The organism is Streptomyces sp. ASQP_92, from assembly GCF_025399895.1.
Taxonomy (GTDB): domain Bacteria; phylum Actinomycetota; class Actinomycetes; order Streptomycetales; family Streptomycetaceae; genus Streptomyces.
Genome location: NZ_JAODUA010000016.1, coordinates 30405 through 46310 on the forward strand (window position 1 = coordinate 30405; position 15906 = coordinate 46310).

A 15906-nucleotide genomic window follows, 5' to 3' on the forward strand; every position below is an offset into this window, starting at 1 on the left:
GGTGGGAGAAATCGCTTCTGAACTGGGCGTTCGGCGAATTGCGTTGGCCGTAGGTCATTTCTGATAAGGATGAGGCCACAGGTTCAAATCCTGTTAGCCCCACAGTGACGAAGACCCCCGAGGCGAAAGCCCGGGGGTCTTCGGCGTTTCCGGGACCGGCGGGGCTTGGGCGGCCCCCGGGGGCGACAGGCCGAGAGTCTGCTGGCTGGGTGGCTGGTGTGAGGGGCGGGGAATCCTCTCGGGGGCGTGGCGGCCCCATCGGCGTTGAAGATTTCGCGGTCCGTGGCTTGCCGCGGTGAAGGTCCCGCAGTCCGTGGTCTGCCGGCCCTCGGGTTGCGCGTTACGTCCCCCAGGGCCCGGGGACACTCGTCGGGCGTCATGGCGCCCGCCCTCCGCACATCACCCTCCCCCCCACATACACAACGGACCCCGGCGCCTGTCGACAGACTTGGCGGCTCGGAGCGAGTCAGGACACCGAAAAGCCCGGCAACTCGGGGGAGTTGCCGGGCTCGCAGCTCGGGCGGAGCGGGGTGGGTCAGGGGGAAGGGGTCTCGGCGGAGTCGTCGGCCGGGTCTTCGGCGGTGCCGCTGTCGGTGGCCACCGGGTCGTCGGCCGCGTCACGGACGTCGCCGCGGTGGCGCGAGGAGGGCGAGGAGCCGTGGGCCTCGGCCCGGATGCGCTGCTTCATCGTGGGCGGCAGGGCCGAAGGGGCGGGCAGGGCCCATTGCACGCTCGGCGCAACGGGGGTGGCCGGTTCGACGCTGTTGAACGTAGCGCCGTGCTGCGGTACAGAAGCCGCCGGGGCCGCGGCGGTGGCCTGGCCGGCCAGGCCGAGGGAGGCGAGAAGGGCGACGAGCGCGCCGATGAGTGCGGTCCACCAGGTCGTGATCTTGCTCGTAGCCATGACTTCCTCGCTTCTTCCGTAAGCAGTGCGTGCTGTGGGGTTGCCCGAATTGCGTTGTATCCGACTATGTGCGGGGGGCGCCGGGGAAGCGAGGAGCGACGCACCGTATCGACGGATCTTCCGATGAACTACACACGGATGGAGCATCACCGGTTGATATCGATCGGTGTGTATAGTCGGGCGGCAGAGGTCCCTTACGTCAAGGAAAGACGAGGTCGCGCGGTGAAGAAGCTTCTCCTGGTCGCACTGGCTGCCATCGGCGGGCTCCTCGTGTACCGCCAGATCCAGGCGGATCGCGCCGAGCAGGACCTGTGGACGGAGGCGACCGACTCCGTGCCCGCAGGTTCGGGTGTGTGAGACCGAAAGACCCGGTTGCGAAGCCCCGGCCCACTGAGGTGGCCGGGGCTTCGTGCTGTCCCGGGGTGCCCCGGGCGCCGGCGAGTTCACGTGAGCGAATAGTTGACTTGCGAGGGCAAAGGTGGGCGGGGCGACGTGAGGACGAGGTGCGGCAGGTCCAGGGCGGGGGCACGAAGGATCGGAGCGGCGGCGGCCGCGCTCGGTGTGCTGCTGGGGGCGCCGGGGCTCGCCCACGCGGCCGGTCCGCCGTCCCCTTCGTACCGGTTTCCCGACGGTGTACGGGATGTGGTGGGGGGTCAGCGGGACAAGGACGGCCCGTTACTTGAGGCCGACACTGCCTACAGGTCGGTCATCAAGCCCGGTGGCAAGCTCTATTTTCGGCTGGTTCTGGACGGCAAGAGCGACGCCTACGTGTCGGCGGTCGCCCTGCCGGGGCCGACCGGCGCGAAGCTCGCCTACAGCGACTCCATCAAGGTGTCCCTTCAGGATGCCGCGGGCGAGGACTGCGACTCCCAGCGGCGTTCGATCGGCTCGGCGCAGTACCCGCACCCCTTCGCCGCCTCGGCCTATCGCGCCGTGCGCGCGGGACTGTCGTCCTGTCAGGAGGCGGGCGCCTATTACGTGGTGATCGAGCGTCAGACCGAGGCCGCTTCGACCCGCTCCGACTGGGGGCTCGATCTGCGCTACACGACCGAGCCCACCCGCAGCGCCCCCGGGCCCGGCACGGCGCCCTCCACCCGGCCCTCCGCGTCACCCGTCCCGCCCACCGGAGCACCCCGTCAGGTCCATGGCGGAACGGGTTTCCACGACGCGGCCGAGTTGTCCGAAGGGCAGTGGAAGGACTCCATCCAGCCCGGCGAGACCCTGTTCTTCCGGGTTCCGCTGAGCTGGGGCCAGCAGATCTCCGTGGGAGGAGGTTTGGGGGGCATGGCCGCGCCGAAGGACGGCTATGTGGGCACCGCCCTCTCGCTCCAGCTCTACAACCCCGTGTGGGGACCGGTCACCGGGACATCGGCCCCGTACGACGGACGGCGCAAGGAGACCGTGCTCGACCCGCTCGCGCCGGTCGCCTACGAGAACCGCTTCTCACCCTCGGACGACACCTCTGCGATGCGGGTCGACGGCCCCTATTACCTGGCCGTGTCGCTCAGCCCCGACGTCGGGCAGACCTTCGGGGCCACGCCGTACGACCTCACGCTGTGGCTGACCGTACGGGGACAGACGAAGGCCGGCCCGTCGTACGCCGGTCGCGCGCCGGACTTCGGTTCCGGCAGGCCCTCAGCCGGCGACGGCTCGATGAAACTTCTCGCAGCCATCGGAATCGGCACGGGAACGGTGCTGGTGTCCGGGCTCGGGGCATGGACGCTGGTGGCCCGCAGGCGCGCGGCCGCGGCCGGCCCGGGACCGGTTCACCACGGGGGTGGGGCGTCCGGGGCCCGATAGCCGGGGCCGCAGGTATGGGTCGGTGCCAGCTTCAGGTGGGGGTCGGCGCCCAATTCACATCTGGGTCAGTGCCCAGATCCCCACGGCGAAGCACACCAGCGCGATCAGGAGCACCGGGACGGCGACCTTGGCGGGCGGCCCGGGCCGGGGCCGCGGTGTGAGTTGTGGTTGTGGTGCCGGCTGGGACTGAGGTTGTGCGACGGATGACCCGAACGAGGAGCCCTGGAGGGGAACTTGGGGCGCCTCGGCCGCATAGGGGTACGGCGTTGTGTAAGGGGTCGTCGCGGGGGTGGGAGGCGTCCGGTCGTAGTGCTGTGCTGCATATGGTGCGGCCGGGGCAGCCGGCGGCGGGGCCTGGGTCGGCGGGGTGGGCGGTTGCTGCGGGGCGGGAGGGAAGGTTCCGGTGCCGAAGCTGTGCGGTGCCGGTGCCGGTGCCGGTGCGGGAGCGGGGGCGGGAGTGGGTGCCGCGTGACCCGGGGTGGCCCGGGCCGCCGGGTTGGGCAGGGGGTGGCCCGCCGCCGAGTCACTCGCCGCCCACTGGCCCGGGGCCGGCTGGCCCGGTAACGGACCGCCTGCCACCGAGTTACCCACCACCGAGCTCGCCCCCCACTGGCCCGGCGTCGATTGGCCCGGCCAGGGTTGGCCGGGCAAGGGCTGACCCGGCATCGGTCGGCCGAGCTCGGGTCGGCCCTCTATAGAACGGCCCTCCACGGAACCGCCCTGTACGGAGCCGCCCTCCATGGAACGGCCCTCCAGGGCGTGGCCCTCCCCGGGACGACTTTCCTCGGCCGGGCCCTGCGGGAGACCCGACACGGGCGGGCCCACCGCCGACATACCGGACGCCCCCGATGCGTACGCCCCCGAGGCGTACGCGCCCGATCCATACGCACCCGAGGCATCGGCCCCCTGGCCGTAGGCCCCAGAGCCATACGCTTCCCCGCCGCGTACCCCCGTCTCGTACGCCTCCCCGCCGTACGCCCCCGGTCCAAACGGCGGCCCCCCGTCACGCCCGGAGGCTGAGGGCTCCGGACGTCGCGGCGGCTGCGTGGGGCCCTGGTCGGTGCAGCCGGGGGGTAGGGGGCCGATCTGGTCGAAGACCTCGACGGGCTCCTCGTCGGGGTCGGGGTCGGGCAGCAGCTCGACGGCCGAGGCCAGCGCCTTGCGCGCCCCCGTCGCGGTGCGGAACCGGTTCTGCGGGTTCGGTTGGAGGAGCCCTGCCAGGACCTGCCAGAGGGGCTCGGGGATGCCCTGAGGGGCGCCGGGGGTGCCGTGGGCGGTGAAGTACTCGACGAGGGCCCGCGCGTCCGGTTTGCTGCCCTCCAGGAGGTACAGCGCGACCAGACCGACGGCGAACAGGTCGGCGGGGAAGTCGGGTTCGGCGCCCATCATCTGCTCGGGCGCGAAGTAACCCGGCGTTCCCACCACGTAGTTGGTCTCGGTGAGCCGGGGCTCGTCCTTGCGCAGGGAGATGCCGAAGTCGGAGAGGCGCAGATGGGGGCGGCCGCTTCCGGTGGCTTCCAAAAGGATGTTGGCCGGTTTGATGTCGCGGTGGACGACGCCCTCGGCGTGGACGGCGGCGAGGCCGGACAGCAGCTGGTCGAGCAGGGTGCACACGAACCGGGGCGGCAACGGCCCGTAGTCACCGATGAGATGGGCCAGCGAGCCCCCGCTCACCAGGTCCATGGTGAACAGGACCTTGTCGTCGTCGGCGGCCCAACTGGCGGGCGCCAGAACATGGGGGTGGTCGATCCTGAGGGCCTGCTCGCGGACGAACCGCAACAGGGTGTGCGCGTCGCTCTGCTGAAGCACCTTCGCCGCCACGTAACGGCGTCTGCGCCGGTCCCAGGCGCGCCAGACGGCTCCGGCCCCGCCCCGTCCGACCGGATCGATCAGCTCGTACCGACCGGCGAAGACCTCGCCCACCCGACGCCCCCCAGGATCGATCGGACCGTTGTCAGCTCTGGTGCGCCTCGTAGTGCGAGACCGCCTCGGCGGTGCGCCCTGCGCCGTACACCCGGAGGAACTCTGCCAGTTCGGGGTGGGCGGGGGCGAGGGTGTCGGCCGCGTCGATGATGTCGCCCGCGGCCGCGACGGAACGCAGCAACGACTGGATCTCGCGCACGACGCGGCGCACGGTCGGGGCGCCGGAACTGGACGTGGTCTGGCCGGTGTTGGTCAGCACCGAGCCTCCTTGCGACTTCTTGATCTCTTCCATCCGGTCGGTGGCCTCGGCAGCGCTCACGCTGCCGTCGGCGACCTGCCCCGCCAGGTCCTGGAGGGCCTGGACGCGCTGCACCACGGCCGGATTGCCGATCTTGGCGCGCTGTCCGCTCATGAGCTGCGACAGCATGGGCGCCGAGAGCCCGAGAACAGCGGCGAGCCGGGCCTGGTTGAGCCCGAGGTCGTCTATCAGCCGGCGGAAGAGCGCCCCCAGCGGCTCCCCGTACCAGCTTCGCTGAAGCTCCCTGGCTCTGGCGGTCGCTTCCTGCTGTGCTGCGTCCATTGCGCGTCTCCCCATCGCTTCCCCATTGAGGCCGCTTCACGGGTGCGAACCTCGCCGAGCATCTTACGGAGAGTGGTCGTTCACCGGGAGTCCCAATCCTTTTGCGAGATCCCCGGTTTCACCCGGTACTCTTGTTCCGCAACACCTCATCCGGGGCCTTAGCTCAGTTGGTAGAGCGCTGCCTTTGCAAGGCAGATGTCAGGAGTTCGAATCTCCTAGGCTCCACATCCCAAGAGGCCCCCTGACCTGCGGAAACGCGGATCAGGGGGCCTCTTAGTGCTGCCTGGTCGGATCGGATGGGGGGCGGTGCCGAACCGGGCCTGCCCGCCTGCCCGCGGGGGCGGGGGCAGGGGCAGGGGCAGGGGTTACGACCGGACGGCGGCGGTTGGTGTCGGCGATCGCGGAGCCGCGGTCGAGGCCGGTGCACACCGCGTCCTCACCGCTGGACCCGCGCCGCCGAACCCGCGCCGCCGAACCCGCGCCGCCGAACCCGCGCGGCCGAACCCGCACGGGCCCTCCGCGTCCTCACCAGCCGGACCCGCACGGCCGGACCCGCACGGCCGCGCTCTCACCGGCCGAACCCGCCCGGCCGACGTCGCACCGGCCGGTGAACCTTCGGCGTCGCCGGGGTCAGTGCGCGCCCCGGCTCCGCACATCACCTCCGCGCTCCCGCGACGACGGCGGTCGGCCGGCCTCCCCGGTACGGGACAGCGACAGGGGTCGCGCCGCCGTCGTTCAGGTTCAACACGCGTTACGGCGGCGGGCGGGAGTTGGTGGCGCCCCGGCGTGCGGCGGCGCTCGCTCGGTCCGAGAACGCCGGACGCCCGGCGGCCCCTCGAAGGGCCGCCGGGCGTCCGGCGCGTCCGGTACTGCTCAGTGCCGCTCGTCGCCGTCCGCGGCGTCGGCCTCCGCCTCGGCCTGCTTGGCCTCGACCTCGGGGTCGAGGGCGTCGGCGGTCGTGCCGTCCACGGCGGTGAGCGGCGGCCGGTCGGCGGCGACCTCGGTCGGCTCGGGGGGCTCGACCAGCCAGTCCGGGTTGGCCTGCTTGTCCCACCAGCGCCACGCGGCGTACGCGCCGCCCGCGAGGACGCCGAAGATCAGGAAGCCCTTGCCGGCGCGGGCCATCTTGGCCTGACGCCGGTGCTTGCGCGCGAGCTTCTCGATCTCCTTGGTCGTCACCTGCCCGCGCAGCGCGGCCAGGGCCGCCGCGGAGCGCGCCATGGCCTCCTCGCGCAGCGGCTGGGCGGCGGCGACCGCCTGCTCCACGCGGGGCGCCGCGTAGTCGGCGGCCTGACGCGCGGCGCGACGCGAGCGCTCCGCCGCCTGGTGGGCGACCTCGTCCATCTTCGACGGGACGCGCGGCGCCACATGGGCGTCGTACTGGTGCCGCGCCTGGTGGCGGGCCTGCGCCGCGGCCTTGGTCACCTTCGGCGCGACGCGCACACGCGCCTCCTTGGCGTAATGCTGTGCGTACTGTGCGGCCTGCTGCTTGGCCGAGTCGGCGTAGGGCGCCACCACTTCCGCGGCGTGCAGCACGCTCTCCTTCGCCGTTCCGGTTGCGGCGCGCACGCTCTCCATGCGGGTCACGTGATCCTCCTCCTTGGTGGCGGTTCGGTATGTCGCCTTTCCACCCAGCTCGAAATCATGCCTGTCCTGCGGGTACCCGGCATGTGCGGAAAGGCATCCGGGTGGGCGGCGTGTATTGAAAAGAAATGAGGGGCGGGGTGTGGAGCGCGGTACTGAGGGGGAGCTCGTCGACGACAATGCCACGGTTGGGGGCGGTACGGCACCGTTCGGCGGGTATCTGTCGGAAGCCGGGCGGTTTTCCACCCGTCGGCGGCGTCCGTGCGAGGATCGTGGGACGTCAGAGCAGATCTTTGCAGCGCTTCAAGGAAGGCAGATCGTGGCCGAGCAGCTTTACGCCACCCTGAAGACCAATCAGGGCGACATCGAGATTCGGCTCCTGCCGAACCACGCACCCAAGACGGTCAAGAACTTCGTGGAACTCGCCAAGGGTGAGCGCGAGTGGACGAACCCGGCGACCGGCCAGAAGACCACGGCCCCGCTGTACGACGGCACCGTCTTCCACCGCGTGATCAGCGGCTTCATGATCCAGGGCGGCGACCCGCTGGGCAACGGCACCGGCGGCCCGGGCTACGAGTTCGCCGACGAGTTCCACCCCGACCTGGCCTTCAACAAGCCGTACCTGCTGGCCATGGCGAACGCGGGCCCGGCCACCAACGGCTCGCAGTTCTTCATCACCGTGTCGCCGACCGCGTGGCTGACCGGCAAGCACACCATCTTCGGCGAGGTCTCCAGCGACGCCGGCCGCAAGGTCGTCGACGCCATCGTGTCGACCGCCACCAACCCGCGCACCGACCGCCCGGTCGACGACGTCGTCATCGAGTCGGTCGTCGTGGAGAGCCGCGAAGGCTGAACTTCGGCTCCGCAGGGAACCTTTCCGCCCCGCTCGTCCGTATGACGAGCGGGGCGGAGCTGCTGCACGAGGACGAAGGAGCCCGATGAACCAGGACCAGGACCAGGTGCGCCAGTCCGGCCTGCCCGGCTGCTACCGCCACCCCGGAGTGCCGACGGGCATCAGCTGCTCGCGCTGCGAGCGGCCGATCTGCCCGGAGTGCATGATCAGCGCGTCCGTCGGTTTCCAGTGCCCCGACTGCGTCCGCTCCGGATCCGGCACCGGCCACGCCCTCACGGCGAACCAGCCGCGGACCATGGCGGGCGGGGTCCTGGCGAGCGGTGATCCGCACCTGGTCACCAAGATCCTCATCGGGATCAACGCGGCTGCCTTTCTGGTGCAGGAGACGGTCGGGAACCGGTTCACCGACGCGTTCTTCCTTTTGGGACGTTCTCCCGTCGTCGGGTTCGACGGTGTCCAGGGCGTAGCCGAGGGCCAGTGGTACCGCCTGGTCACCTCGATGTTCCTGCACCTCGGTATCGCCCACATCGCCTTCAACATGCTCAGCCTGTGGTGGCTCGGTGGCCCCCTGGAGGGCGCGCTCGGCCGGGCGCGCTATCTGGCCCTGTACTTCGTGTCGGGTCTGGCGGGCGGAGCGCTGACCTATGTGATCGCCGCGCCGGACAAGGGCTCGCTCGGCGCCTCCGGCGCGATCTTCGGCCTGTTCGGTGCCATGGCGGTGCTGATGCGCCGCATGAAGTACGACATGCGGCCGGTCATCGGGCTGCTCGTGGTCAACCTGATCTTCACGTTCAACCCGTGGGTGGGCATCGCCTGGCAGGCCCATGTGGGCGGCCTGGTCGCGGGCGTCCTGGTCGGCATCGGCATGGTGCACGCCCCGGCCCGGCGGCGCGCACTGGTGCAGTGGGGAAGCTGTGCCCTGGTGCTCGCCGTGTCGGTCGTCCTCGTATTGATCCGTACGGCCCAACTCACCTGACACCCATCCATCACCACATCGGGTACGAGCTTTCCCCAGAGTTGTCCACAGAGGGTGCCCGCCTTTGTGCACCGGGTGGGGAACGCCTGCGCCCCTCGGCCCTGACCTGGTGTTTTCCAGGCGGGACAAGGGGCGCAGGAGGCGGCGGGGCGGGCGGAGCCAGTCACACCGGCGTCAACATCCCGGAAGTTATCCACAGATGGTCTGAGTTATCCACTCCCCGTGGATAGCGCTGTGGATAACTAGGGGCAGAGCTTGCTTTCGGCCCCGGATCGCGCTGGGGTCGAAGCGCTACTTCCACTGCGTGGAGACGCCGAAGCCACCCGCGATGAAGCCGAAACCGACGACGATGTTCCAGTTCCCGAGCGACTTGAGCGGCAGATCCCCCTCGGTCACATAGAAGAGGACGATCCAGGCCAGCCCGATGAGGAAGAGCGCCAGCATCACCGGGGCGACCCAGCTGCGGTTGCCCAGTTTGATGGCGGTCGCCTGCTTCGCGGGCGGCGGCGTGAAATCGGCCTTCTTGCGGATACGTGACTTCGGCACGAGGGACTCTCCTGTCGATGCGCTGCGTGACCGCGCAGGGAACTGTGGCGGCGCCGGGGGACGGGGCTGCGGGGGAGGCCTCCCCCAAGCGTCCGTTAGCGTAGTGCTTCCGTGGCGTCGAAGGAGATAAGGGTACGTTGAGCAATTCTGCCGACTCCCCCGGCGGGGTCCCCGAGCAGCCCCCGCGGCGCCCGCGCGCCCGCCCGGTGCGGCTGCTCTCCGCCGCCGTCTTCGCGCTCGCCGGCCTCATCTTCGTCACCAGCTTCAACACGGCCAAGGGCACCAACATCCGTACCGACGCCTCGCTTCTGAAGCTGTCGGACCTCATCAAGCAGCGCGACCACAAGAACAAGGAACTCGGCGACTCCACCGCGACCCTGCGCGGTGACGTGGACGCGCTGGCCCAGCGCGACGACGGCTCCACCAAGGCCCAGGACCAGCTCCTCAACGCCCTCAAGGACGCCTCGGGCACCGCCCCGGTCTCGGGGAAGGGCCTGACCGTCACGCTCAACGACGCCCCGCCCAACGCCACCGCCGCCCCCGGCTACCCCGCCCCGCAGGCCAACGACCTCGTCATCCACCAGCAGGACCTCCAGGCCGTCGTCAACGCGCTGTGGCAGGGCGGTGCCCAGGGCATCCAGGTCATGGACCAGCGCCTGATCGCCACCAGCGCGGTCCGCTGCGTGGGCAACACCCTCATCCTCCAGGGCCGCGTCTACTCGCCCCCGTACAAGATCACCGCGGTCGGGGACACCGGCAAGCTGCGCGGGGCGCTGAGCGCCTCCAAGGCGATCCAGAACTACCAGCTCTATGTGAAGGCCTACGGGCTCGGCTGGAAAGTCGGCGAGCACAGGACGATGACTCTCGCCGCCTACTCGGGCACAGTGGATCTCCACTACGCGAAACCGGTGCAGTAGCGGCGCGGGAGGAGGCACCGCCGATGTCCGTGCGGGTCCTCGTCCGATCCCTCAGCGAACTGTGCATCACCGTCGGCGCCCTGATCGTTCTGTTCGTCGCCTACCTCCTGTACTGGACCGGAGTGAAGGCGGACCACGCGGCCGGCGACCAGATCAGCGGCCTCGAGCAGCAGTGGGCGCAGAGCCCGCCGCCCCGCCCCGCAGCCCCGCAGAAGGCCGCCCCGCCGCCGCCTCCGTACGCCGAAGGCCGCTCCTTCGCCGTCATGTACGTCCCCCGGCTCGGCAAGGACTGGCACAGGCCGGTCCTCGAAGGCACCGCCGTCAAGGACCTCCAGAAGGGCCTCGGCCACTACGCCGGCACCACCCGGCTCGGACAGCAGGGCAACTTCTCGGTGGCGGGCCACCGGCGCACCTACGGCGACCCGTTCAAGGACTTCCCCGAACTGCGGCCCGGTGACGCGGTCGTGCTGCGGGACGACACCACCTGGTACACCTACCGGCTCGACAACAAGCCCTACCGGACCGTGCCCGGCGACATCGGCGTCATCGACCCCGTCCCGGCCAAGTCGCCCTTCCGCTCCCCGGGCCGCTATCTCACCCTCACCACCTGCGACCCGGAATGGGGCAGCAGCCACCGGCTGATCGCCTGGGGGCACCTGGAGGCCACCCAGCCCGTGACACGGGGCGAACCCCCGGCTTTGGACGGCTGACCCCACTCCACAGCCAGGCCCCTTAGTCTGGTGCCGTAACGATCGTCGGAAGGGACAGCGGGGACAGCATGTACGGCTGGATCTGGCGGCATCTGCCGGGCAACACATGGCTGCGGGCGTTCATCTCGCTCGCGATGGTGCTCGTGATCGTCTACGTGCTCTTCCAGTACGTCTTCCCGTGGGCGGAGCCCCTGCTCCCGTTCAACGACGTGACGGTGGACCAGGGGATGGGGACGACAGCCCGGTGAACGCGCGCATTCTCGTGGTCGACAACTACGACAGCTTCGTCTTCAACCTCGTCCAGTACCTGTACCAGCTCGGCGCCGAGTGCGAGGTCGTCCGCAACGACGAGGTCTCCCTCGGCCACGCCCAGGACGACTTCGACGGCGTCCTGCTCTCCCCCGGGCCCGGCACGCCCGAACAGGCCGGTATTTGCGTCGACATGGTGCGTCACTGCGCCGCAACCGGCGTCCCTGTCTTCGGCGTCTGCCTGGGTATGCAGTCGATGATGGTCGCGTACGGCGGTGTCGTGGGGCGGGCCCCCGAGCTGTTGCACGGCAAGACGTCCCCGGTGCTGCACCAGGGCACCGGTGTCTTCTCGGGGCTGCCCTCCCCCTTCACGGCGACCCGTTACCACTCGCTGGCCGCCGAGCCGGCCACGCTGCCGGACGAGCTGGAGGTCACCGCGCGCACCGAGGACGGCATCATCATGGGGCTGCGCCACCGTGAACTGCCGGTCGAGGGCGTCCAGTTCCACCCCGAGTCGGTGCTGACCGAGCACGGCCACCGGATGCTGGCCAACTGGCTGGTGCGATGCGGGGACGCGGGGGCCGTCGGGCGCTCGGCAGGGCTCGCGCCGGTGGTGGGCAAGGCCGCGGCGTGACTCCGGCGCGCCCGGAGCACGAGTACGACCCGCTGACGGACCCCCTGCCACCGGGCGGGCACGCATCGCCCTGGTTCCGGTCCGGCAACCTGGCGCCCCAGGCGTCAGCCCCCGCACAGGAGCCCGCATACGAGCCCGGGGACCGGCCGGGGTACGGGCCCCCGCCGGAGCCCGCGGCGGCCCCCCAGGAGTGGTACGAGCCCGGTCCCGCGACGGGACCGCAGGAGTGGCCCGGGCAGGAGCCCGCGGCCTCCGGGCAGGACTGGTATCCCGCACCCGCGCCGGAGCCGATAGCCGAACCGGCCGGCCCGGGCGCCCCCGAGATACCCCCGACCGATCAGGGGGCCGCGCCCGCAGACGCAGGCATTCCCCCGGCCATGGGCGTTCCCCAGGCCACCGGTATTCCCCCCGCCACCGGCGGGCGGGCCGAGCGCCGCAGGGCCGCCAAGGGCAGGGGCCGCGCGGCCCCGACGCCCACACCCGCTCCCGCTTCCGCGCCGGACGGGCGGCGGCTGACCCGGGCGGAGGCGCGCCGGGCGGCCAAGGCGCGCAAGGACAGCGCCGCGGTGATAGCCAGCCGGATCCTGGGTGAAGCGTTCATCACGCTGGGCGTGGTGATGCTCCTGTTCGTGACGTACCAGCTCTGGTGGACCAACGTCCGCGCCCACCAGGAGGCGGGCAGCGCCGCCAAGAAGATCGCGCAGGACTGGGCGGACGGGCGCAAGCCGGGCGCCTTCGCGCCGGGCGAGGGGTTCGCCCTCATGCACATTCCCCAGCTCGACGTCGTCGCCCCGATCGCGCAGGGCACCAGCAAGGCGAAGGTCCTCGACAAGGGCATGATCGGCCACTACGACGAGGCCGGCCTCAAGACGGCGATGCCCTCCGACGCGACCGGCAACTTCGCGGTGGCGGCCCACCGCAACACCCATGGCGAGCCGTTCCGGTACATCAACCGCCTGAAGGCGGGCGACAAGGTCGTCGTCGAGACGCAGGACGCGTACTACACCTACGAGATCACCAGCGAGCTGCCGCAGACCCCGCCCTCCAACGTGTCGGTGCTGAAGCCGATCCCCGTGGGCTCCGGGTTCACCAAGCCGGGCCGCTATCTGACGCTGACGACATGCACGCCGGAATTCACGAGTACCTACCGGTTGATCGTGTGGGGCAAGATGGTCGACGACCGACCGCGCAGCAAGGGCAAGCCCGACGCGCTCGTGGGATGACCGAACGGACAGCAGGGGCGGGTGCGGTGGCGACGGGAACCGACCACGAGGAGCGGACCGGGGAGTCCGGACCGGCCCCGGCCCGGCGCGGCGGCGCCATCGCCACCGCCGTCAGCGTCTTCGGTGAACTCCTCATCACCGCGGGCCTGTTGCTCGCCCTGTTCGTCGTCTACTCGCTGTGGTGGACCAACGTCATGGCCGACCGCGAGGCGTCCGCGCAGAGCGACAGCGTGCGCCGCGGCTGGGCGGCCTCCACGGGCCCCGGCGCGCTCGACACCAAGGGCGGCATCGGCTTCCTGCACGTTCCGGCGATGAAGAACGGCGAGGTGCTCGTCAAGAAGGGCACCGACACCGACGTCCTCAACGGCGGTGTGGCCGGCTACTACACGGACCCGGTGGCGGCTTCGCTGCCCGGAGCGGCCAAGACCGGCAACTTCACGCTCGCCGCCCATCGCGACGGTCACGGCGCCAAGTTCCACAACATCGACAAGCTGAAGAACGGCGACCCGATCGTCTTCGAGACCAAGGACACCTGGTACGTCTACAAGGTGTTCGCCGAGCTTCCCGAGACCTCGAAGTACAACGTCGACGTCCTCCAGCCGGTCCCGAAGGGCTCGGGCGTCACGAAGCCCGGCCCGTACATCACCCTCACGACGTGCACCCCGGTCTACACCTCGAAGTACCGCTACATCGTGTGGGGCGAGCTGGTACGCACCGAGAAGGTCGACACCCGGCGCACCCCGCCCGCCGAGCTGCGCTGAGCGGCCCGTAGACCGATCCCGTACGCGACTGAGCCCCGGCCCCTGTGAAGGGGGCCGGGGCTCAGTGCGATGCGCGGTGGGGAGCTAGTCCTGCGGTGAGCCGGAGGGCCCGCCGAAGAACACCGGGCCACCGTTCTCGCCGCCGCTGACGGTGGTCAGCGTGACCGGCTGGTTGGGATCGGCCATGGTGCCCGAGTTGGGCGTGACCATCATGACCCGCGCCTTGCCGTCGTCCGAACTGCCCGGCGAGAACTGGATGTTGCTGAAGCCCGCGTTGTTGAGCGTCTGCGTGGCCTTCTTCACCGTCATGCCGGCCAGGCCCTGCGGAATGGCGACTTGGCCCGGCGGGGTCGGCGGTGTCTGGGACTGCGGGCCCTTGGAGACCTTGAGGGTGATCTGGACGTCCTTGGACTGGCTGGTGTTGCCGTTCGGGGACATCGAGACGACCTGGTCCAGCGGGCTCTGGTCGTCCACGTTCTGGCGGACCACATTGGTGAAGCCGACACTGTTGAGCTGCGTGAGCGCGGCCGTGTAGTCCTTGCCCGTCACATCGGGCAGATTCACGGTCTGCTTCTTGGCGATCGTGAGCGTGACCGTCGAGTTCTTCTCCGCCTGCGAGCCGCCCGCCGGGTCCTGCTTGTCGACCGTGCCCGGAGTCGAGCTGGACTCGACCTCCTTGGTCTTCACCTGGAAGCCCTTGTTCTGCAGGAGCTGGGTCGCGCTGTCCTTGTCCTTCTGCGTGACGTCCGGGACCTCGATCTTGGGCGCACCCGTGGACACGGTGACCGAGATCGTCTCGCCCTTCTTCATGGTGCCGCTGGCCGGGGACTGGGTGCAGATGTTGCCCTTGGGCTGGTCCGCACACGGCTCGTTCTTGGTGACGGACATCTTGACGCCGGCATTGATCGCCAGTTTCTCGGCGTCGCCCTGGCTGCTGCCCACGAGCTGGGGCACGTCCATCGAGCTGCTGTCGGCGCTGTTGCTGAAGACCGCCTTGCCGATCAGGATCGCTCCGACCAGCACCAGGACGCCCGCCAGGATCAGCAGCACCGTCGAGGTGTGGGACTTCTTCTGGCGGCGCCGGTCGGGGCGGTCGTCGTAGCCGTAGCCGCCGTCGTCGGGGTTGACCGGTGGCAGCATCGAGGTCTGGCCGGCGCCCGGGTCGGCGTGGCGCAGCGCGGTGGTCGGCTGGTCGTTGCCGTAGCCGTCGTACCCGCCGCCGTATCCCACCGCCCCCAGGGTGGCGGTCGCGGCGACCGGCTGGCCGTCGAGATAGGCCTCGATGTCGGCGCGCATCTCGTCCGCCGACTGGTAGCGGTAGGCCGGGTCCTTGACGAGCGCCTTCAGGACGATGGCGTCCATCTCGGGCGTGATCTCGGAGTCGAAGTTCGAGGGGGCCTGAGGCTCCTCGCGTACGTGCTGATAGGCAACGGCGACCGGGGAGTCCCCGACGAAGGGAGGCCGGACGGTGAGCAGCTCGTACAGCAGACAGCCCGTGGAGTAGAGGTCGCTTCGCGCGTCGACCTGCTCGCCCTTGGCCTGCTCCGGGGAGAGGTACTGGGCGGTGCCGATGACGGCCGCGGTCTGGGTCATCGTCATGCCGGAGTCGCCCATGGCGCGGGCGATGCCGAAGTCCATGACCTTGACCTGGCCGGTGCGCGTCAGCATGACGTTCGCCGGCTTGATGTCGCGGTGGACGATCCCGTTGCGGTGCGAGTACTCGAGGGCCTGGAGGATGCCGATGGTCATTTCCAGGGTGCGCTCGGGCAGCAGCTTGCGCCCGGAGTGCAGCAGCTCACGCAGGGTGGAGCCGTCGACGTACTCCATCACGATGTACGGGATGGAGACGTTGTCGACGTAGTCCTCGCCAGTGTCATAGACAGCGACGATTGCCGGGTGGTTGAGCGAGGCGGCCGACTGGGCCTCACGGCGGAACCGGGCCTGGAAGGACGGGTCGCGGGCGAGGTCGGCCCGCAGCGTCTTCACGGCGACGGTGCGGCCGAGCCGGGTGTCGTGCGCGAGGTAGACCTCGGCCATGCCACCACGGCCGAGCACCTGGCCCAGCTCGTACCGGCCGCCGAGGCGACGCGGCTCTTCCATAGCTAATCCAGCCCTCTCCGTCTGTCCCGACCGTACCCATGGGTGGTCCGGCGGTGTGCTGTTCGCGCATACGCTACCGGGCACCGCGAGCCGATCAGCTCGCGACCGTCACCTGATACCGGACCGGTACAGGGCACGTGTGATGT

At 70.3% G+C, this 15906-nt stretch carries 16 protein-coding genes and 1 tRNA gene; 11 read left to right on the plus strand and 6 right to left on the minus strand.

Translation table 11 applies throughout. The annotated features are described in order from the left end of the window. Nucleotides 1-535: 535 nt before the first annotated feature. Complete coding sequence (locus tag N4G70_RS27670) at nt 536-904, minus strand: DUF6344 domain-containing protein (RefSeq protein WP_261715455.1); 369 nt, start codon at nt 902-904, stop codon at nt 536-538. 222 nt (nt 905-1126) lie between these two features. On the opposite strand from N4G70_RS27670, the gene N4G70_RS27675 reads away from it, so the two are divergent. Together N4G70_RS27675 and N4G70_RS27680 are read left to right on the plus strand one after the other, a co-directional pair. Beyond that, a complete protein-coding gene (locus tag N4G70_RS27675) occupies nt 1127-1261 on the plus strand; it encodes a DLW-39 family protein (protein ID WP_003958712.1) in 135 nt (44 codons plus the stop codon). Nucleotides 1262-1396: 135 nt separating this feature from the next. Continuing rightward, the gene (locus N4G70_RS27680; protein ID WP_261715456.1) at nt 1397-2704 is read left to right on the plus strand and encodes a hypothetical protein; all 1308 of its coding nucleotides are present in this window, start codon (nt 1397-1399) and stop codon (nt 2702-2704) included. 54 nt (nt 2705-2758) lie between these two features. Here N4G70_RS27680 and N4G70_RS27685 read toward each other — a convergent pair whose 3' ends face one another. Both N4G70_RS27685 and N4G70_RS27690 read right to left on the minus strand, forming a co-directional pair. Beyond that, complete coding sequence (locus N4G70_RS27685; RefSeq protein WP_261715457.1) at nt 2759-4627, minus strand: serine/threonine-protein kinase; 1869 nt, start codon at nt 4625-4627, stop codon at nt 2759-2761. Nucleotides 4628-4658: 31 nt separating this feature from the next. Further along, nucleotides 4659-5207, minus strand: a complete 549-nt coding sequence (locus tag N4G70_RS27690; RefSeq protein ID WP_261715458.1) for a DNA-binding protein — start codon at nt 5205-5207, stop codon at nt 4659-4661. A 152-nt stretch (nt 5208-5359) separates the two neighbouring features. Between N4G70_RS27690 and N4G70_RS27695 the strand changes: the two genes are divergently transcribed. Then, nucleotides 5360-5432 (plus strand) — tRNA-Ala (locus N4G70_RS27695). A gap of 648 nt (nt 5433-6080) precedes the next feature. On the opposite strand, the gene N4G70_RS27700 is transcribed toward N4G70_RS27695, so the two are convergent. Next, on the minus strand, nt 6081-6794 hold the full coding sequence (locus N4G70_RS27700; RefSeq protein ID WP_261715459.1) for a DUF5324 family protein: 714 nt from the start codon (nt 6792-6794) through the stop codon (nt 6081-6083). Between the two features lie 316 nt (nt 6795-7110). Here N4G70_RS27700 and N4G70_RS27705 point away from each other — a divergent pair, with 316 nt between their 5' ends. Together N4G70_RS27705 and N4G70_RS27710 are read left to right on the plus strand one after the other, a co-directional pair. Beyond that, the gene (locus N4G70_RS27705; RefSeq protein ID WP_261715460.1) at nt 7111-7644 is read left to right on the plus strand and encodes a peptidylprolyl isomerase; all 534 of its coding nucleotides are present in this window, start codon (nt 7111-7113) and stop codon (nt 7642-7644) included. An 85-nt stretch (nt 7645-7729) separates the two neighbouring features. Continuing rightward, nucleotides 7730-8620, plus strand: a complete 891-nt coding sequence (locus tag N4G70_RS27710; protein ID WP_261715461.1) for a rhomboid family intramembrane serine protease — start codon at nt 7730-7732, stop codon at nt 8618-8620. Between the two features lie 291 nt (nt 8621-8911). Here the strand turns inward: N4G70_RS27710 and crgA are convergent, their stop codons facing one another. Beyond that, nucleotides 8912-9166 carry a cell division protein CrgA gene (gene crgA, locus N4G70_RS27715; RefSeq protein WP_261715462.1) on the minus strand — a complete coding sequence of 85 codons (255 nt, stop codon included), beginning with the start codon at nt 9164-9166 and terminating at the stop codon, nt 8912-8914. A 137-nt stretch (nt 9167-9303) separates the two neighbouring features. Between crgA and N4G70_RS27720 the strand changes: the two genes are divergently transcribed. The 6 genes from N4G70_RS27720 to N4G70_RS27745 all read left to right on the plus strand — a co-directional run bounded on the left by N4G70_RS27720 (nt 9304) and on the right by N4G70_RS27745 (nt 13660). Beyond that, nucleotides 9304-10083 carry a DUF881 domain-containing protein gene (locus N4G70_RS27720; RefSeq protein WP_261715463.1) on the plus strand — a complete coding sequence of 260 codons (780 nt, stop codon included), beginning with the start codon at nt 9304-9306 and terminating at the stop codon, nt 10081-10083. 23 nt (nt 10084-10106) lie between these two features. Continuing rightward, nucleotides 10107-10793 carry a class E sortase gene (locus N4G70_RS27725; RefSeq protein WP_261715464.1) on the plus strand — a complete coding sequence of 229 codons (687 nt, stop codon included), beginning with the start codon at nt 10107-10109 and terminating at the stop codon, nt 10791-10793. 68 nt (nt 10794-10861) lie between these two features. Then, on the plus strand, nt 10862-11041 hold the full coding sequence (locus N4G70_RS27730) for a hypothetical protein (protein ID WP_261715465.1): 180 nt from the start codon (nt 10862-10864) through the stop codon (nt 11039-11041). Continuing rightward, on the plus strand, nt 11038-11676 hold the full coding sequence (locus tag N4G70_RS27735) for an aminodeoxychorismate/anthranilate synthase component II (RefSeq protein WP_261715466.1): 639 nt from the start codon (nt 11038-11040) through the stop codon (nt 11674-11676). The genes N4G70_RS27730 and N4G70_RS27735 overlap by 4 nt, the downstream gene beginning before the upstream one ends. Beyond that, entirely contained in the window at nt 11607-12899 is a 1293-nt protein-coding gene (locus N4G70_RS27740) for a class E sortase (RefSeq protein WP_261715467.1), read from the plus strand. Before N4G70_RS27735 ends, N4G70_RS27740 begins: the two co-directional genes overlap by 70 nt. 26 nt (nt 12900-12925) lie before the next feature. Continuing rightward, nucleotides 12926-13660, plus strand: a complete 735-nt coding sequence (locus N4G70_RS27745; protein WP_261715468.1) for a class E sortase — start codon at nt 12926-12928, stop codon at nt 13658-13660. A gap of 84 nt (nt 13661-13744) precedes the next feature. Here the strand turns inward: N4G70_RS27745 and pknB are convergent, their stop codons facing one another. Continuing rightward, complete coding sequence (gene pknB / locus N4G70_RS27750; RefSeq protein WP_261715469.1) at nt 13745-15760, minus strand: Stk1 family PASTA domain-containing Ser/Thr kinase; 2016 nt, start codon at nt 15758-15760, stop codon at nt 13745-13747. Between the last annotated feature and the right edge of the window lie 146 nt (nt 15761-15906).

What these genes read in the sequence shown, in the direction of transcription:
- N4G70_RS27670 (WP_261715455.1), bottom strand. Translation starts at nt 904, where the DNA reads ATGGCTACGAGCAAGATCACGACCTGGTGGACCGCACTCATCGGCGCG.
- N4G70_RS27690 (WP_261715458.1), bottom strand. Translation starts at nt 5,207, where the DNA reads ATGGACGCAGCACAGCAGGAAGCGACCGCCAGAGCCAGGGAGCTTCAG.
- N4G70_RS27710 (WP_261715461.1), top strand. Translation starts at nt 7,730, where the DNA reads ATGAACCAGGACCAGGACCAGGTGCGCCAGTCCGGCCTGCCCGGCTGC.
- N4G70_RS27725 (WP_261715464.1), top strand. Translation starts at nt 10,107, where the DNA reads ATGTCCGTGCGGGTCCTCGTCCGATCCCTCAGCGAACTGTGCATCACC.
- N4G70_RS27730 (WP_261715465.1), top strand. Translation starts at nt 10,862, where the DNA reads ATGTACGGCTGGATCTGGCGGCATCTGCCGGGCAACACATGGCTGCGG.
- N4G70_RS27740 (WP_261715467.1), top strand. Translation starts at nt 11,607, where the DNA reads ATGCGGGGACGCGGGGGCCGTCGGGCGCTCGGCAGGGCTCGCGCCGGT.
- pknB (WP_261715469.1), bottom strand. Translation starts at nt 15,760, where the DNA reads ATGGAAGAGCCGCGTCGCCTCGGCGGCCGGTACGAGCTGGGCCAGGTG.